This window comes from Sphingomonas sp. SORGH_AS_0879 (assembly GCF_030819175.1).
Lineage (GTDB): Bacteria > Pseudomonadota > Alphaproteobacteria > Sphingomonadales > Sphingomonadaceae > Sphingomonas.
On record NZ_JAUTBJ010000002.1, the window covers coordinates 2,626,144 to 2,644,166 of the forward strand.

General features: G+C 66.3%; 12 protein-coding genes and 1 pseudogene. 7 read left to right on the top strand and 6 right to left on the bottom strand.

Annotation, left to right across the window (positions count from 1 at the left end; translation table 11 throughout):
* The first annotated feature begins 14 nt into the window (after positions 1-14).
* Together QE379_RS12970 and QE379_RS12975 are read left to right on the top strand one after the other, a co-directional pair.
* Entirely contained in the window at positions 15-551 is a 537-nt protein-coding gene (locus tag QE379_RS12970) for a hypothetical protein (protein WP_307001019.1), read from the top strand.
* Between the two features lie 13 nt (positions 552-564).
* Positions 565-1,046 (top strand): annotated as a pseudogene (locus tag QE379_RS12975) (integrase core domain-containing protein); the annotation flags it as partial.
* On the opposite strand, the gene QE379_RS12980 reads toward QE379_RS12975, so the two are convergent.
* Complete coding sequence (locus QE379_RS12980; RefSeq protein ID WP_307000416.1) at positions 1,024-2,328, bottom strand: IS701 family transposase; 1,305 nt, start codon at positions 2,326-2,328, stop codon at positions 1,024-1,026. The pseudogene QE379_RS12975 and the gene QE379_RS12980 sit on opposite strands and share 23 nt — an antisense overlap.
* 593 nt (positions 2,329-2,921) lie before the next feature.
* Between QE379_RS12980 and QE379_RS12985 the strand changes: the two genes are divergently transcribed.
* The 3 genes from QE379_RS12985 (at position 2,922) to QE379_RS12995 (ending at position 8,055) form a co-directional block, all read left to right on the top strand.
* Entirely contained in the window at positions 2,922-5,762 is a 2,841-nt protein-coding gene (locus QE379_RS12985) for a TonB-dependent receptor (protein WP_307001020.1), read from the top strand.
* Between the two features lie 71 nt (positions 5,763-5,833).
* Positions 5,834-6,550 carry a DUF6445 family protein gene (locus tag QE379_RS12990; RefSeq protein WP_307001022.1) on the top strand — a complete coding sequence of 239 codons (717 nt, stop codon included), beginning with the start codon at positions 5,834-5,836 and terminating at the stop codon, positions 6,548-6,550.
* Positions 6,547-8,055 (top strand): tryptophan halogenase family protein, encoded by a 1,509-nt coding sequence (locus QE379_RS12995; RefSeq protein ID WP_307001023.1) that lies wholly within the window; start codon positions 6,547-6,549, stop codon positions 8,053-8,055. The genes QE379_RS12990 and QE379_RS12995 overlap by 4 nt, the downstream gene beginning before the upstream one ends.
* A gap of 45 nt (positions 8,056-8,100) precedes the next feature.
* Here the strand turns inward: QE379_RS12995 and QE379_RS13000 are convergent, their stop codons facing one another.
* The 4 genes from QE379_RS13000 to ptsP are packed head-to-tail and all read right to left on the bottom strand — an operon-like array spanning position 8,101 to position 14,739.
* A complete protein-coding gene (locus QE379_RS13000; RefSeq protein ID WP_307001024.1) occupies positions 8,101-9,504 on the bottom strand; it encodes a carbohydrate porin in 1,404 nt (467 codons plus the stop codon).
* Positions 9,505-9,554: 50 nt separating this feature from the next.
* Positions 9,555-11,228 carry a fructose-specific PTS transporter subunit EIIC gene (locus tag QE379_RS13005; protein WP_307001027.1) on the bottom strand — a complete coding sequence of 558 codons (1,674 nt, stop codon included), beginning with the start codon at positions 11,226-11,228 and terminating at the stop codon, positions 9,555-9,557.
* Positions 11,225-12,193, bottom strand: a complete 969-nt coding sequence (gene pfkB, locus QE379_RS13010) for a 1-phosphofructokinase (RefSeq protein ID WP_307001029.1) — start codon at positions 12,191-12,193, stop codon at positions 11,225-11,227. The genes QE379_RS13005 and pfkB overlap by 4 nt, the downstream gene beginning before the upstream one ends.
* Positions 12,193-14,739, bottom strand: a complete 2,547-nt coding sequence (gene ptsP / locus QE379_RS13015) for a phosphoenolpyruvate--protein phosphotransferase (RefSeq protein ID WP_307001031.1) — start codon at positions 14,737-14,739, stop codon at positions 12,193-12,195. The genes pfkB and ptsP overlap by 1 nt, the downstream gene beginning before the upstream one ends.
* 161 nt (positions 14,740-14,900) lie before the next feature.
* Here ptsP and QE379_RS13020 point away from each other — a divergent pair, with 161 nt between their 5' ends.
* Together QE379_RS13020 and QE379_RS13025 are read left to right on the top strand one after the other, a co-directional pair.
* Positions 14,901-15,917 carry a LacI family DNA-binding transcriptional regulator gene (locus QE379_RS13020; RefSeq protein WP_307001033.1) on the top strand — a complete coding sequence of 339 codons (1,017 nt, stop codon included), beginning with the start codon at positions 14,901-14,903 and terminating at the stop codon, positions 15,915-15,917.
* Positions 15,918-15,922: 5 nt separating this feature from the next.
* Positions 15,923-16,921, top strand: a complete 999-nt coding sequence (locus QE379_RS13025) for a class 1 fructose-bisphosphatase (protein ID WP_307003212.1) — start codon at positions 15,923-15,925, stop codon at positions 16,919-16,921.
* A 124-nt stretch (positions 16,922-17,045) separates the two neighbouring features.
* Here QE379_RS13025 and QE379_RS13030 read toward each other — a convergent pair whose 3' ends face one another.
* A complete protein-coding gene (locus QE379_RS13030; protein ID WP_307001035.1) occupies positions 17,046-17,687 on the bottom strand; it encodes a TonB-dependent receptor in 642 nt (213 codons plus the stop codon).
* Positions 17,688-18,023: the final 336 nt, after the last annotated feature.

An 18,023-nucleotide genomic window follows, 5' to 3' on the forward strand; every position in this document is an offset into this window, starting at 1 on the left:
AAAAGGAGCGTTGGATGGCAAAGGCGCCGAAACTCAAGGTGTTCACCACGGCGATCGGCTTTCATGATGCCCTGGTGGCCGCCCCCAGCCGGGCGGCGGCATTGCGGGCCTGGGGGAGTGATCGCGATCTCTTCGCGCGGGGCGCGGCGTCCGAGGTCACCGATCCGGAGTTGATGAAGGAAGCGCTGGCCAGGCCCGGTGAAGTCGTTCGACGCCTGCGTGGTTCGGAGGCGGAGCAATTCGCCGCACTACCTCCCGACCGACCATCCAAGGGCAGGATACGGTCTGCAAAGGCTCGCACAGACAAGGCTGCACCTGAGAAACCCAAGCCATCAGCTAGTGAATTGGAAAAGGCCGAGAGGTCATTACAGGACGCGGTGAAACATCATCGCGAGGCGGATGCCGCCGCCAAGGCACGGGTCGAGGCCGCACAGCGCGCCCGCGCCGATCTCCAGCGACAACAACGCCGCGAGGAAGATAAACTCCGAGCGATACGCGACGAAGCACAAGCGGCATATGATCAGGCCATCGAACGATGGCGTAAGGGTTGAACGCGATTGTGCCTACCGTATCCACACTGTGCTGACGGACAATGGCATCCAATTCACCAATCGTGCCTGCGACAAATACGCCTTCCACCACATCTTCGACCGCGTCTGCGACGAGAACGGCATCGAACATCGCCTGACCAAGGTGGAGCATCCCTGGACCAACGAGCAGAGCCTGCCCCGGCGAAGGCCGGGGTGGAGCGGATGAACCGCACCATCAAGGAAGCGACCGTCAAGCGCTACCATTATGACAGCCGCGACCAGCTTCGACAGCATCTCGGCGACTTCGTCGCTGCCTACAACTTCGGACGCAGGCTCGAGACCCTCAAAGGCCTCATACCTCACGAAACCGTCTGCAAAGCAGGGCAAAGCGAAACCGCACGCTTTGCATCAAACCCGCAGCATCAAATGCCGGGATCATATACCTTAGCACTACTTTGGCAGAGTAGGTTTGTCGGCGGTTATCAGCTGCTTATTACAGTGCGGGCAGTGCATTGACGGTGGTCGTGCCAGCCAGTCGAGGATCGCCTGCCGGATGGCAGGCAGGGTTGGTTGCGGGGGCGGTCCTCCGACTCTTTTTTTTCCGTCCCGCAGCTTTGAGGCGGCGGGATTGCAGGAAGGCGTAGGCGAGCATCGTCATCAAGGCATGTCGATGCAACCCCGGCCATGATCGCCCTTCGAAATGGTCGAGCCCCAGTTCCTCCTTGAGCTGCTGGTGGGCCTGTTCGCAGACCCACCGCGCCTTGATGGCAGCGGCAAGCTGCCGCAGCGGCGTATCGGGCGGGAGATTGGATACGTAGTATTTGCGCTCGCCGCTCGACCGTCGTTCGCCAACCAGCCAGACTTCCTCACCGGGCATGGCCTGGACACGGTTGTCAGCCATGCGGTGCCGATGGCCCTCGGCGATCCGGACGCGTCGGGCAGCGAACAGGCAGGTGAGCCGCCCCTTCGTGCCGCGGCGCCAGGCGACCTTGCGCCACGGCTCGTCGGCAAGCATGTCGGCCACCGATACCGGCGCCCGGTCAGGAATATGATATTTGCGCGGACGTCCGCCTTGAGCCTGCGGAAAGGTCAGTTCAACATCGGGTGCATAGACGGTCTGCCGGGATGACAGGCCCACCGCCCATGACAATCCCCGCTCGCTCAGCGCCTGGCGGAACGCCGTTCCCGAGCCGTATCCCGCATCGGCCAGCACGCATCCGAACCGAACGCCCGCGGCCATCACCCGGTCGATCTCGGCGATGGCGATCTCGGGCTTGCTCATCGCGGCCTGTCGTCCGGCCGGCACCCGTGCACGCTTCATACGTGCCGGATCGCTCGTCCAGTTCTCCGGCAGGAACAGGCGCAGCCCCACCATCACCGGCACCTCGCGCGATGCCAGCGTCACTGACACCAGCGACTGGCAGTTCGCGGTCTTGCCCTGCGACGACGCATATTGCGGCGCCACGCCGACCGAGGCGCGTCCCTTCTTCGGCAGCGCGGTGTCATCGATGACGAGAAAGCCCTTCGCATCGCCGACCAGCAGGTCCGCCTCCGCCAGCAGCCGGCGCTCGAGCGGCGCTGCGTCCCATGTCCCGCTGGCGATGAAATGGTGCAGCTGGTCGTAGCCGGCATCCTCCGTTCGCGCCGCCAGCGGCTGGATGCTCTTGCGGTCGCCCGGGCCGATCAGGCCGGCGATGTAGGTCGGACACATCCGCCGCTGCGCCGGGTGCGTCAGCTCGGCGAGAAACGGCGCCAGCCACGTCTCCAGATCTTGCCGCCAGCTATCCCTCGCAACCATCACGCATCGTCCCGGTCAGCATCTTCATGCCACCGGAATCAACGACGATTCCACCAGTTCCCCTACTCTGCCAAAGTAGTGTTAGGGCGGACAAACTTATGTCCCTGGATGCGGCACGTCGTCAGACAGCGGAGCGATTGCGCTGGATGATCCGCCCTCACCCTGCCAACCTGAACACGGCCATCAGCATACAGCAATTGTCAGACTTCAGGCTTTTGCCCTCGTTGGAACCGGCGAGCCGTTGGGCTTCTCGGCTATAGTCGCTGGACGCCCCAAGGCGCTATTGGCACCAATCTGAGGCAGCCCTCTGAGTCACCGACAAGCAAACTACTGATAAATCTGCGAAATCCTACGCAGAACACCCCGATTTCACGACAATTAAAGCGAGTTCATTTGGTCCCCTGCCGCGTTATGGACTGACATTCGAAATCGACGACGCCGTGAGTTAATCAAAAATTCGGCAAATAAATCATTATGTTACGCCTGGAGCAAAAATGCTATCACTTTCATTCAATTTCATTTGTCAGGCATTTTCATTTATGCCAATGAGGACGCGAGCCGCAGGGTAGCGGACGGACATTGGGGGAGGATATATGCGAGATATTGCATCGCGCTGGCTGTTCGGCGCGTCCATCGTTGCGATCGCGACGGGTGGCATTCACAACATCGCCAACGCACAGGCCGCCGTCGCACCGCCAAAGCGCGGTGCCGAGCTTCGGGTCGAGCAGGGCCGCGACCCCAGCCAGCCGACCGGCGCGCTGAACGCGTCGCAGGTGGCCGAACAGGGCGTTTCGGATCAGGACATCGTCGTCACCGGCGTGCGCGAGTCGCTGCGCTCGGCCCAGGCTTTGAAGCGCAACGCCAATCAGATCATCGACTCGGTGCAGGCCCAGGATATCGGCAAGCTGCCCGACGCCAACACGACCGAGGCGCTGCAGCGCATCACGGGCGTCCAGATCCAGCGTCGGTACGGCGAAGGCGCGACCGACTTCGATCACCGCACATCGCCCGCCATCACCGTGCGCGGCCTGACCCAGGTGCAGAATTTCCTCGACGGTCGCGCCATCTATTCGGCATCGGGTGGCCGCGCCTTCGATCTGGAGGGGATTCCGCCCGAACTGCTGGGCGGTATCGACGTCTACAAGAACGCGCCCGCCAATATCATCGAGGGCGGCGTCGGCGCCGCAGTCAACCTGCGCACCCGCCTGCCCTTCGACCAGCCGGGCCAGACGATCAGCGGTACGCTGCGCGGCAACTATTATGACCGCGTCGACAAGTTCGGCTATTCGGCCTCGGGCCTGTACAGCAACCGCTTCGACACCGGCATCGGGGAGATCGGTTTCCTCTTCAACGCCGTCTATTCGACCAGCCATTACCGCCAGGACGGAATCCTCGCGAACCCGCAGCAGCCGATCCCGGCCGCCAGCATTTCAGGTGCGCCTGCCAATGCCAGGGCGCCGATGGGTATGCAGGTCTATGACGACCTGGGCGATCGCCGTCGCCTGGGTATCGCCAGCGCGGTGCAGTGGCAGGCCGCCGACAATCTGCTGATCACCGGCCAGTATCAGCTCGCGAAATACTGGTTCAACCGGCGCGGCGCCTATTATTACACGGTCAATGGCGGGAGCGAGTCCAACCCGCTGCCCGGCTCGACCTTCACCTTCAACAACGAAGGCTATGCGACCTCCGGCTCGCTGCGCGGGCAGAATTTCGAAACCGGCCGTTTCGATCAGGAATTGTGGAGCCAGAGCCAGAACTTCACCCTGGCCGCCGAGTGGCAGGCGACGGACCGGGCCAAGGTCCATTTCGATGCCCAGTATCTGAAGAGCTATTACAACGCCGACCGCAACGGCCATGTCCTGTCGCTGTTTACCGCTGCCGGGCAGAATACGCCCACCGGGTCGCCGCACCCGTCGATCATCGACTTCGACCTGCGCGGCAGCCGTCCGCAATGGGACGTGCGCGACAAGGCGCTGCTCAGCAATCCGGCCAATTACAGAACGCCGTTCATCGCCGACGCATTGCAGCGCAACGACGCCGACACGCTCGCCCTGGCCTATGACATCGAATATGATCTGGAGGGCGGCTTCCTGCAAAAATTGCGCGGGGGCGCACGCTATTCGGACAATTCGATCGATCTGCGTGGCACCTGGAACGGCGTCTGCCTCTATGCCACCGGGCCGGATCGGTCCTGTTCGGCGCCGGACGGAACCGCGCTGATCCCGCTCAGCCGCAATCCCCAGCTGGCGATGCCGGGTCCGTCCAAGAACTTCTTCGACGGACGCAGCGTGACCGGCGGCTTCCTCTACCCCGCCTTCCCCGCCGGCGACGGGGTCTGGGCGCAGACCAAGGCGCTCTATGCCCTCTTTGGAGCCCAGACGAAGGATGCCTTCGCACCGGGCGACCTGAATTCGCAGACCGAGAAGACCTACACCGCCTGGGGCGCGGTCGATTATGCCTTCGAAGGCGCGGGCCTGCGTTTCGATGGCGGCATCGGTGTCCGGCTGGTCAAGACCGACCTGACCTCGTTCGGCACCCAGTTCAATTCCGACGGGACCAGTTCGCCGCTCTCGATCCAGAACAGCTATACCCGCGCGCTGCCCAGCGTGAACCTGCGGGCGCGGATCACCGAAGAATTCCAGATGCGCTTCGCCTATTCCAAGGGGCTGGCGCGGCCGAATTTCGATCAATTGTCGACCAACCTGACGCTGAACAACCCCAATCAGATCAATCCGATCACCGGCCGTCCCAGCGCCAATTCGGGCAATCCGCGCCTGCGGCCGATCTCATCGAACAATTTCGACGTGACCGCGGAATGGTATTTCGCGCCGGCCGGATCGCTGACCGGCGGTCTCTTCTACAAGAAGGTCGACGGCTTCCTGGCCAGCGGCGTGATCGTCCAGAATTTTCAGGGGCGCGCCTATGACGTCAACACCGTTCTGAATTCAGGCAAGGGCACGGTCAAGGGGGCCGAGATCGGCTATCAGCAGTTCTTCGACTTCCTGCCCGGCCTGCTCAGCGGCTTCGGCGTGCAGGCGAATTACACCTATGTCGACTCCAACGTCACCAACCCGTTCGCCATCGCCGGATCGGGCAACACGCAATTGCCGCTGGAGAAGCTGTCCAAGCATAATTACAATCTGATCGGCCTATACGAAAAGGGGCCGTTGACCGCGCGCCTCGCCTATAACTGGCGGTCGAGCTATCTCGACCAGACGTTCGGCGCGGGCACGAACCAGCCGCAATATGCCAAGCCCTATGCGTCGCTCGATGCCTCGGTCAGCGTCAATCTGAACAGTCATATCGCGGTCTCCGCCGATGCGGTGAACCTGACCAACCGCATGAACGTCACGTACATCGGCACGATGGGCCAGCCGCTTCAGTATCAGCTGAACGATCGCCGCTTCGGCCTGTCGCTCCGCGCGACCTATTGATCCCCGCCTGCCGGCATGGTCTGGATGACGGACCATGCCGGTCTTTTTTCGCACAGGGGGTAGGAAGGATCATGGCCATGCCGCCCGTGTTGGAATTCGCCGCCGATGCCATCCCGACCGTCCGCCAGATCGGCCATGAGCGCGAGCCGGTCGTCATTCTGGACGGTGCGACCGGATGGGTCGAGCATCTGCGCGATTTCGCCGCCACGCGGTCCGCCTTTGCCCCTGCCGCCGGAGTGGGCAGCGCCTATCCTGGCCTGCTCGGTCCTGCGCCGGTCGCCTATGTCGATGCGATGGTGCGCCGGGTCCTGCCGCTGATCGAGACGTATTTCACCGGCACCGCCGTGCGCCCTGCCCGCGCGCGCGGCAATTTTTCGCTGGTCACCACCGATCCCGCCGCATTATCCGAGGATCAACGCGTGCCGCATGTCGACACCGCCGACCGGCTGCAATTTGCCACCGTCCACTTCCTCTCACCGGGCAACGTGGACGGCACCGCGTTTTTTCGCCATCGCGCCACCGGCTTCGAGACGCTGGATGCCGATCGCCTGTCTTCATATCACGCCGCCCGTGCCAGCGATCCGCCACCGCCCGCCGGTTACTGCTCCGATGGCGATGCCGCGTTCGAAATGATCGATGCCATTGCCGCCAGGCCCGACCGGCTGATCCTCTACCGCGCGAACCTGCTCCATTCGGGGCGCATCACCCGCATTCCCGACCGGGCTGCTGACCCCAGTGCGGGACGGCTGACCGGCAACCTGTTCCTGCAATGTCGGCTGGCGGCATGAGCGACGACGCGCCCATCGGCCGGATCGCGATCATCGGCGGAGGCACCGCCGGGTGGATGGCGGCCGCCGCGCTCGCCCGTGTGCTGGGACCTGGGGGACCGACGATCACCTTGGTCGAATCGGAGGAAATCGGCACCGTCGGCGTCGGCGAGGCGACCATCCCGCCGATCCAGGCCTTCAACGCGCTGCTCGGCATCGATGAGGACGATTTCGTCCGCGCGACGCAGGGCACGTTCAAGCTGGGTATCGAGTTCGTCGACTGGCGGCGACCCGGCCATCGCTATTTCCATCCCTTTGGCGTGTACGGCATCGACAAGGGCGCGGTGCCGTTCGAGGCGATGTGGCAGCGGCTGCGGCTGGCGGGGGAGGCCCTTCCGCTCGAAGCCTATTCGATCTGTGCGGCCGCCGCGCGCGCGGGCCGGTTCATGCGGCCCCAGTCGGGCAATACGCCGCTTGCGCATATCGGCTATGCCTTTCATTTCGACGCCGCGCTCTATGCCCGTTTCCTGCGCGGCCATGCCGAGGCCGCTGGCGTTCGCCGTGAGGAGGGCCGTGTCGTGTCGGTCGAGCGCGGGGCCCCACGCGATTTCATCGAAGCGGTCGTACTGGCCGATGGGCGCCGGGTCGCGGCCGATTTCTTTATCGACTGTTCGGGCTTTCACGGCCTGCTGATCGAGGGTGCTCTGGGCGCCGGGTTCGAGGATTGGGGGCATTGGCTGCCCAATGACCGTGCGGTCGCGGTGCCCACCGCCAATGTCGGACCGCCGACGCCCTTCACCCGCTCGACCGCGCATGGCGCAGGGTGGCAATGGCGCATCCCGCTTCAGCATCGCACCGGTAACGGCCTGGTCTATGCCAGCCGCCATCTGTCCGACGACGAGGCGGTCGCGACGCTGCTGGCCCATCTCGACGGTGCGCCGCTGGCCGATCCGCGCCCCTTGCGTTTTCGCACCGGACGGCGGGACCGGTTCTGGATCGGCAACTGCGTGGCGCTGGGCCTGGCCGGGGGCTTTCTGGAGCCATTGGAGTCGACCAGCATCCATCTGATCCAGGCGGGGATTGCGCGGCTGCTGGAAATGCTGCCCACCCAGGCGTTCGAGCCGGCGGACACGCGCCGCTACAACCGGCTGATGGCGGCGGAGTTCGACAGTGTCCGCGACTTTCTGATCCTGCATTTCCACGCGACCGAGCGGCGCGACACCGCCTATTGGCGCGAACTGGCGGGCATGGACATCCCCGAGACTCTGGTCGAACGGCTGGCCATCTACGCCCGCACGGGCCGCGTCTATCGCGAGGCGGACGAGCTGTTCACCAAGACCAGCTGGCTGGCGGTGATGGATGGACAGGGGCTGGTCGCCAGCGGCCATGACCCGCTGGCGCAAAGCGTGCCGATGGACGAGCTGCGCGCGCGATTGGGACGGATCGCGGCGGTGACCCGGGCTGCGACCGGGCATATGCCCGCGCATGGCGACTTCATAGCACGCCACTGTTCCGCGAAAGCCTGATCCCCCACGCGCCACCAGAGGGTCTTCAGCGGGCCATGGCACCCGTCACCGGCGGGCGGCGGCTATCAGGGTGGGCGCGTCGATGGTGAATTTGAACCCGAAGACCAGGGCATTGGGGATGCTCGTCCGGCGGAAGGGCATTCCGGTCTGGTCGGGATGGAGGATATACTGGATGTTGGGCGAGACGCGGACGGCGGGTCCGATCTGCGCGCCATAGGCCAGTTCCATCATATACTGGTTGCGCCGGATGTTGCCGTCACCACCCGCCGCCAGACGAGCCGCGCGCATTCGCTCCATGGCCAGATCGGAGAAGCTTTGCTGGTTGATGACGAAGCCGATCGTGTCCTGATCGCGACCCGCGAAGGTGCCGGTCTGAAGCAGACCCAGCTCCAGGAAATGCCGCTCCTCGACCCGGCCGGACAGGTTGGTCATGGCGACACCGAACACGCCCAACCCGCGATGCGAATTCATGTCCGGTCGCGTCAGCATCTGGTCGAACCGGACATAGAGGCCGCTGCGGCCTTTGAGCGTCGCGGCGGGCCGTCCGCTCAGGATCGCAATTCCGCCCCGGTCGTCGCGCAGCGGATCGGCATAGTCGCCACGGTCGATCCAGCCGCCCAGGATGTAATGACGCGGCAGCCGGTCGGTCTGATAGTCGGAGGCATAGCCCAGCTCATAGGGCACGACGAAGCCGGTGCCGCCCTTGAAGCTGAGGCTTAAACCGTTGTCGTCGGGCCGCTTGCGGTTGGGATTGACCTCGTAGATGCCGGCATGGGCGAACCATCGGTCGGCCACCGTCAGCTTGGCCTTGGCCATCCAACTCGACGCCGGGAAATAGGTGAAGTTGCTGTTCTTGAAGACGAAGGTCGGATTGCCGCAGGCCGAGTTGGTCTGGAAATGGCAATAATAGGGCGAGTTCAGGAAATGGATGTTCGCCTGGCTCTTGCCCGCCTCGATATCGAGCGCGCCGCCGAACAGCTTCTGCTCCCAGGTCAGAATGGCGAGATGGGTGTTCTGGGTGCCCCAGACTTCCTGGACCGAGGTGTTGTTGCCGATGGCGATCTGCGACAGGCTTTGGCCGTGGCGGTTGGTGATGGCCAGGTGCAGGCCACCGTCCTTGATCCCGGCGATCTTGTCGAAGTCGAAGTCCGCACCGACATAGATTTGCCCGGTATAGGCGGCCTTCTGCGCAAAGCCGCCGGTCGTGTTCGCCGCTGCCTCACCGGTATAGTTGAGCGCCAGGGTGATCCCGTCATCGGCCAGCGGCTGATAGGTCTCGACGCCTTTCTTCTTCTGGCCCAGCACCACCGGCACCGTCTTGGTCGCCTGACGCGATACCTGCGGTGCCGCAGGCCCCGTCGCGGGCGGCACGTCCTCCGCTCGCGCACCGGACGCAGCCATTCCCATGCCCAGCGCGGCGATCGCCGCGAGGCTCTTCACTCCAGCCATGACATTTTCCCCTCTTGGAAAACTCTTGTCCGACCCGAAGGCCGCAGATGTCAGACCTGCGCCACCGAGCGCTTGAGCAATCCGACCAGCACCGCGCTGACCACCACTCCGGCCGCCAGCGCCACGACATAGGCGGCAAGATGCGTGACCGCGCCGGGGATCGGCAGCACGAAGACGCCGCCATGCGGCACGCGCAGTTCGACGCCCGCGACCATCGAGATCGCCCCCGCCACCGCCGAACCCGCCATCAGCGACGGGATCACCCGAAGCGGATCGCGCGCCGCGAAGGGGATCGCACCCTCGCTGATAAAGGCCAGGCCGAGCACCGCCGCCGCCGCGCCCGCCTCCCGCTCGTCCGCCGTGAAGCGGTTGCCAAACAGCCGGGTGGCGAGCGCGATGGCGAGCGGCGGGGTCATGCCCGCCGCCATGGTCGCTGCCATCGGGGTATAGACCTGGCTGGCGACCAGTCCGACCGAGAAGGCATAGGCCGCCTTGTTGACCGGCCCGCCCATGTCGAACGCCATCATGCCGCCCAGGATCAGCCCCAGCAGCACCGCGTTCGACCCCTGCATTCCGCGCAGCCATTCGGTCAGGAAGGACAACACGGCGGCGACCGGCGTGCCGACCGCATAGATCATCAGCAGGCCGGTCAGCAGCGTGCCGAGCAGCGGCAGGATCAGGACCGGCTTCAACCCCTGGAGGTTCTTCGGCAGGCGGATGACGCGGTTGAGCGCATCGACGCCGTACCCCGCGATGAAGCCTGCGACGATGCCGCCCAGGAAGCCCGCACCCAGGCTGCTCGCCAGCATCCCCCCGATCATGCCCGGCGCGATGCCGGGCCGGTCGGCGACCGAATAGGCGATGTACCCCGCAAGCGCGGGCACCATCAGCGCGAAGCCGCCCTTGGCCCCGATGGTGAACAGGGCATAAGCGAGCGTGCCCGCATTCGCCTCGTCATTGGCGTGGATGCCGCCCAGCGCGAAGGCGAGCGCGATCAGCAGGCCGCCCGCCACCACGAAGGGCAGCATGAACGACACGCCGGTCATCAGATGCTTGTACGGCCCGGCACGCTCGGTTGCCTCAGGGGTGCTGGCGGCGGTCGTCGCGCCACCCTGCACCTTGGCCTCGGCCAGCGCCTTTTCGATCAGCGCCGCGCCGCCGGTGATGGCAGGCTTGGTATTGCTGGCCAGCACCCGCTTGCCCGCGAAACGCGCGCGGTCGACTTCGCGGTCGGCGGCGATGATCACGACATCGGCCTCGGCGATCTGTTCGGGCGTCAGCGGGTTGCCCGCGCCGACCGACCCCTGCGTCTCGACATGGATATCATAGCCCAGCTGCCGCGCGCCCTCCTGCAACCCCTCCGCCGCCATGAAGGTATGGGCGATACCGGTGGGGCAGGAGGTGATGGCGACGACCTTCTTCGTCGACGTGCCGGGCTTGTCGCCGACATCCAGCGCGGCGGCCGGATCGGCGAGCACCGCCTCCAGCGTCAGCAGCCGGTCGGCGCGCTCGCGGGTCGCCGCGTCGGCGCTGCCTTCCGTGCCGACGAACAGCAGCATGTCGTCACGCCCGGCCGAGACCGGATTGACCACACCCTGTGCGGTGCGCAGTTCGATCTCGATCGACCGGCCCGCATCGCGCGCCGCGCGGCGCAGTGCCTCACCCGCCAGGACGCCGGTGACGCCCGCGTCCCCGGCGTCGACGATCGCCAACAGCCTCTTCATGCGTCCTCTCCCACCATGGACGGGCCGGTGATCCCGGCTCCGCTGATCGTCACTTGCGCCGCCAGCGCGTCGATGGTTGCCAGATCGGGCAGATGCGGCCCCAGCCGCCCCAGCTTGGCGACGGCGAAGGCGGTCGACAGTCGCGCGATCCGCTCCAGCCCCGCGCCCTCGGCGATCCCGGCGGCCAGCCCCGCGACCATCGCGTCGCCCGCGCCCACCGTGCTGGCGAGCGCCCCGGCGGGCAGATGCGCGACGAGCGCGCCTTCCTCCGACACGAAAAGCGCGCCGTCCCCGCCCATCGACACGACCACCAAGGCCACGCCGCGCCGATGCAGCGCGATGGCGCACCCCACGACATCGGCCATGGTCTCCAGCGAGGTGTCGGCCCAGGCGGCCAGTTCGCGGCGATTGGGCTTGACGATCATCGGCAGCACATCGGCGCGCAGGGCCTGGGTGAGCGGCGCGCCGCTGGTGTCGAGCAGCACCCGCGCGCCGCGCGCGGTCAGCGTCGCGACCATCTCGGCATAGAGGATCGGGTCGCATCCGGGCGGCAGGCTGCCCGACAGGACGATCAGCGCGGCCTCGCCCGCGAACGCCGCCACGCCTTGCGTGACCTGGGCGACATCGGCCTCGCCGACCACCGGACCGCTCATGTTGATGTCGGTGGTGTCCGTATCGTCGACGATCTTCATGTTGACGCGGGTGTCGCCCGCGATGCGTATGAAACGGTCTTGGATCGCCTTCTGCTCGAACAGCATCTCGAACAGCGCGGCATTGCCTTCGCCGAGCAGGCCGAACGTGGTGACCGGCGCACCCCAATCGGCCAGGCAACTGGCGACATTGACGCCCTTTCCGCCTGCATCCTGCCGGATCGAGCGGGCGCGGTGCACTTCGCCCGGCACCAACCGGTCGAGCGTGATCGTCTGGTCAATCGCGGGATTGAAGGTGACGGTCGCGATACGCATCACGCGGCGCTCCTCTCGCGGATCTCGACGACCTGTGCGACGTCCAGCGCACGCACCTCGGCGGCGCTCTCCACGGTCAGCGCGTGGGCGGCGAGCGCCTGGAGCGAAGGCATCTCGCTGACCCGCAACCGCGCCTTGACGGCGGGCAGGTCCCGCGGGGTCATCGACAACTCGGTAACGCCCAGCCCGGTCAGCAGCGCCGCACCGAACGGATCGCCCGCCAGGCCGCCGCATACGCCGACCCAGCGATCATGTTTCCGCGCGCCCTCCACCGTCATCGCGATCAGCCGCAGCACGGCCGGGTGCATCGAGTCCGCCTCGCTCGCCAGTTCGGGATTCTGCCGGTCGATGGCGAGCGCATATTGGGTCAGGTCGTTGGTGCCGACCGAGAAGAAATCGGCGTGCTTCGCCAGCGCATGGGCCTGCACGGCGGCGGCGGGCACCTCGATCATGATGCCGACCGGCACCACCGGCGCGTCGAGCGCCACGCGCACCGCCTCGCACCGTTCGCGCAGGGTCAGCAGCTCGGCGACCGAGGTGATCATCGGGAACATGATCGACAGGTCGCCGCCCTCCCTGGCGGCGCGATAGAGCGCGCGCAGTTGCGGCTCCAGCAGGTCGGGGCGGCGCAGCAACAACCGCGCACCGCGCACACCCAGGAACGGGTTCTCCTCCTTCGGCAGGTGCAGATGCGGCACCTGCTTGTCGCCGCCGATATCGAGCGTACGGACGATCAGCGGGCGGCCGTCCAGCGCGTCGATCATCGCGCGATAGACTTCAAATTGTTCGTCCTCGCTGGGGCTGTCGCCGCGTTCTAGGAACAGGAACTCGGTGCGCATCAGGCCGACGCCCTCGCCACCCTGCGCCAGCGCTTCGGCGACCTGATCGGGGCGGTTCACATTGGCGGCGATGGCGACGCTGTGGCCGTCGCGGGTCACCGCCGGGCGGCTGCGCTCGGCCTCCTCGGCGGCGCGGCGTGCGGCGATGGCAGCGATCCACTCGCGCGCCGAGGCCAGGTCGGCCTCGGACGGGTCGAGCCAGACGCGGCCGGTATCGCCATCGACGATCGCGACAGCACCCGCCGCCTGCGACAACAGGTCCGCGCCCGCCGCCACGACCGAGGGCAGGCCGAGCGTCCGGGCGAGAATGGCGCTGTGCGAGGTGGGCCCGCCCAGCGCGGTGGCGATGCCCGCTACGCGGTTGGTGTCGAGCGCGGCGGTGTCGGACGGCGCCAGATCGCCCGCGACCAGAATGCACGGCGCATCGGGCAGGTCGTCCAGCGTGCCCAGACCGAGACCGGGGTCGATCTGCGCCAGCACGCGCCGCCCGATGTCGCGCAGATCGGCCGAGCGCGCGGCCAGCACCGGATTGCCCAGCGCCGACAGCTGACCCGCCATGCGCTCGATCGCCTGATGCCAGGCCCATGCGACACCATGTCCCTCGACCATCAGCTGGCAGGTGAGCGTGATCAGGTCGGTGTCGTCGAGCAGGCCCGCCTGCGCCTTGAAGATCGCCGCATCGCCCGCGCCCAGGCGGCGGGTGGTGTCGTCGATCAGCCGCTGCATCTGCGCGCGGGTACGGACCAGCGCCCCCTCCAGCAGCGCGCCGCCGGTCGCCAGGTCGACGGGATGGTCGACCACGTCCAGCTCGGCGGAGGCCAGGACATGGACCTCGCCGATCGCGAGGCCGGGACTGGCCGCGACACCCGCTATCATCGCGGGCGTGCCGACCGGCTTCCAGCCCTGGACCGGCACGGCGGCGGCGGCCTTTTCGGCAGCGCGGGCGGCATCGGCCTTTTCGCGCGTGGTCAGGCGCGCGATCGTGCCGTGGAAGCTGTCCAGCGCAGCCTTTGCACCAGAGCCCGACGCCGAGATGGTGATCGCGTCCCCCGCCTTCAGCCCGAGTTGCAGGAGAGCGACCAGGCTGCGCGGATCGGCGGTTTCTGCGTCGTGGCGGACGCGCAGGGCGACGGGCAGCGCCTTGGCGGCTTCGGCCCAGGCGGCGGCGGGGCGGGCGTGCAGGCCGGTCGGATAATCGACGGTCCAGGTCACCCGCTCGTCCAGATCCTCGGCCGGCAGGCGGGCCCGGTTTTGGTCGACGGCATCATCCTGCAACGCTGCGATGATCAGTGACGGGTCGGTCGTGGTCGCCAGCTGGTGAAGCCGCGCCTCGTCCTGGATCAGGCGGGTCAGGCGGCGCAGGATTGCGATATGGCTGTCCGAACTGGCGGCGATGCCGACGACCAGATGTGCGACTTGACCAGGATTCCATTCGATCCCGTCAACGAACTGGAGGACCGCGATTCCGTCGCGGCGGACCAACCCCTTGTCCTCGCCCAAGCCGTGCGGGATCGCCACGCCCGAGCCCAGATAGGTGTTCGCCACGCCTTCGCGCGCGATCATGCTGTCCTCATAGCGCGGCCCGACACAGCCCGCCGCGACGAGCATTTGCCCCGCCTGGCGGATCGCGTCCTGCTTGTCGGTCGCGATGGCCCCAAGCCGGATCAACTCCGGGCGGACGGCAGGGGGTGGGGCTTGGGTGGACATGTCTCTCGGGCCTCTCCGACGCGACTCTGATCATCGCTTGCTGCTCTAGAAAACGTTTTCTCCAATTTAAGTCAATAGCGCTTGCCACAAATCGGGTGAGCGGGCATGAAAAGGCAGAAAGCGACGTCAGATCACGCTGCGGAGAGGAGAGAACGTTTTCCATGACGGTAGGCATCAAGGATGTAGCGCGAGTCGCCAATGTCTCGACCGCGACCGTCTCGCGCGTGCTGGGCGGCCGCAACGTCGATGAGGCGATGCGCGACCGCGTGCTCGCGGCGGTGCGCTCGACGGGCTATCGGCCAAACCTTGCCGCGCGGCGGCTGCGCTCGCGGCATACCAACACCATCGGGCTGGTCGTCGCGGACATCCGCAACCCGTTCTTCACCGCCGTCTCGCGCGTCATCGAGAACCTGGCCTATGCGCGTGGCCTGCGGGTGATCCTGTGCAACACCGACGAGGATCCGGTCCGTGAGGCCATGTACCTGCAACTGATGCAGGACGAGCGCGTCACTGGCGTCATCCTGGCACCGACCCGGCAGGGGCTGGCCAAACTGGCCAAGACCAAGCCCGATTATCCCATGATCCTGATCGATCGCACCACGCCCGGCATCGCGCATGACTGCGTGGTGCTCGACAATGCGGCGATGGCGGCGATGCTGGTCGAGCATCTCCATGCGCGCGGCTTCCGCCGGATCGCTGGACTGTTCGGCGCTTCGAGCAGCACCGGCGAGGAACGCCGCACGGGCTTCGAGGCAGCGGCGCGGCGGCTGGGCCTCGAGGCCGAGGCGATCGCCGTGCCGCATGGCGATGGCGAGGTGGCGCGGATCGTCGCCGACCGGCTCGCCCGCCCGGACCGCCCCGAGGCGCTGGTGGCCAGCAACGGCCTGGCCCTGATGGCGGTGCTGCGCACGCTGCACGGGCTCGGCCTGTCGGTGCCGGGCGACATGGCGCTGGCCGGGTTCGACAATGAGGGGTGGATGGATCTGGTCGGCGGCGGCCTGTCGGTGATCGAGCAGCCGGTCGAGGAGATCGGCCGCACCGCCATGACGATGCTGATCGACCGACTCGACCATGCCGATGCGGCGGTCCGCAAGGTGGTGCTGGCCGGGCGCCTGATCGCCCGCGGCTCCAGCGAGCCCCTGACGCCTTCTCTCTCCTCCACCGTTCCCGGAGCCTGACCATGATGCCACGAATGTCGCTCACGCGCTTCCTGATCGAACAGCAGCGCGGCCCCGCACAACTGCCCGGCGAGTTGCGCCTGCTGATCGAGACGGTGGCGCGCGCCTGCAAGACGGTCGGCCATGCCGTGTCGAAGGGGGCGTTGGGTGAGGTCCTGGGGTCGCTGGGCAGCGAGAATGTGCAGGGCGAGGTCCAGAAGAAGCTGGACGTCATCGCCAACGACTTCCTGCTCGATGCCAATGAATGGGGCGGGCATCTGGCGGCGATGGCGTCCGAGGAGATGGAGACGATCCACCGCATCCCCAACCGCTATCCCAAGGGCGAATATCTGTTGCTGTTCGATCCCATCGACGGGTCGAGCAACATCGATGTCTGCCTGTCGGTCGGCACGATCTTCTCGGTGCTGAAGGCTCCGGCGGACGCGGCGGGTCGCGAGATCGGTGAGGACGATTTCCTCCAGCCCGGTTCGGAGCAGGTCGCGGCGGGCTATGCCATCTATGGCCCGCAGACGCTGCTGATCCTGTCGATCGGGACCGGTGTGTACGAGTTTACGCTGAACCGTGAAGTGGGGTCCTGGAACCTGACCGACGGCCCAATCCGGATGCCCGGCGGCACGCCCGAATTCGCGATCAACGCGGCGCGGCGGCGCCAATGGTCGGAGGCCGTCGCCCGTTTCGTCGACGACCGGGTCGCCGGAACCGAGGGGCCGTGCGGCCGGGACTATTCAATGCGCTGGACCGGATCGATGGTGGCCGACGTTCACCGCATCCTGAAGCGCGGTGGCACCTTCCTCTACCCCAGCGACGCGCGCACCGGACAAGCCCGGCTTCGCCTGATGTACGAGGCCAATCCGATGAGCTATCTGATCGAACAGGCGGGCGGCGCGGCGATCGATGGCGAAACACGAATCCTCGATATCCTGCCCACCGGACTGCATCAGCGCGTCGGATTGATGCTCGGCGACGCGGAGGAGATCACCGCGCTGCGTGGCTCGCCTTGTTGAACGGCATCGCGGCGCCACCCACATCATCTTTCCCGAAGAAATCGGCCCGCCTGCGGAGAGGCGGGCCGAAAGCACATCAAAACCGTGCCTTGACGCCGACATAGAAGGACCGGCCCAGAACGTCCTATGTGCCGGGCAGCGTATTGCCCGGAGTACCCGCGATCACCAGCGGTGCCTTGTCGAACAGATTGGTGACGCCGAACCGGAACTGATAGGCGTCGTTCACGCGAACCCGCGCGGTCAGGTCGAACAGATCACAGGCCGGCGCGCCGGACGCAGGGTTTGCCGGGCGGATCACCGCCGTGACGTCGCGCATCGCGTTCAGATGGCGCCAGCGGGGCAGCGGAAGCGCATTGGCCGCGTCGATCGTGCCCCGGAACTCCTGAAATGCATCCGTCGCGAAGTTCTTGATCTGATAGCTGCCCGGATAGCTGACGACCGAGTTGAGCGTGAAGCGCCCCTCGCCCAGGCTGCCCAGCGACGCGGCCCAGTCGAGCTGGAAGTCGACACCGCTGGTCTTCAACCCGCCCGGATTGAGATAGGGCAGCGAGACATTGGCGATGCCGCCGATATTGTCGCGCGAGATCAGCTGGCAGAAGGTGTCGGCCACGCTGTAGCTCGGGTTGCTGCCGTCCTGGTTATAGCATTTGGCGAGTGCGGTGTTGCCCGCCGCCGTCGAAATCACATCGCGGATCGAGATGTCGTAATAGTCGACCGAGAAGGACAGGCTGTTGAAGACCGGCGACGCGAATTCAGGCCGCAGCACCGTGCCCGGACCCGTGATCCGTTCGCGCCCATCGGCGAGCTGAGCAACTCGCCGATATTGGGCGCGCGCACCGCTCGCTGATAGCCGCCACGGATGAGCAGCGTGCGGACCGGCATGAGCCCCCGCACCTTTTGCGGAAGACGCGGGATGGCCCAGGCTGCGGAGCGCCATTCCGAACAGGCATAGGCCATGCCAATAGCGACGGTTTCAGGCGAAGCCGCAATCCGGTCTCCGGTCCGGATAGCGTCGATGAGCCCCCCATGTCATCGCACATCGACGCCTTCGCCACCGTCTCCCTGAGCGGCATGTTGCAGCACATTCTGCGCACGATCGCTA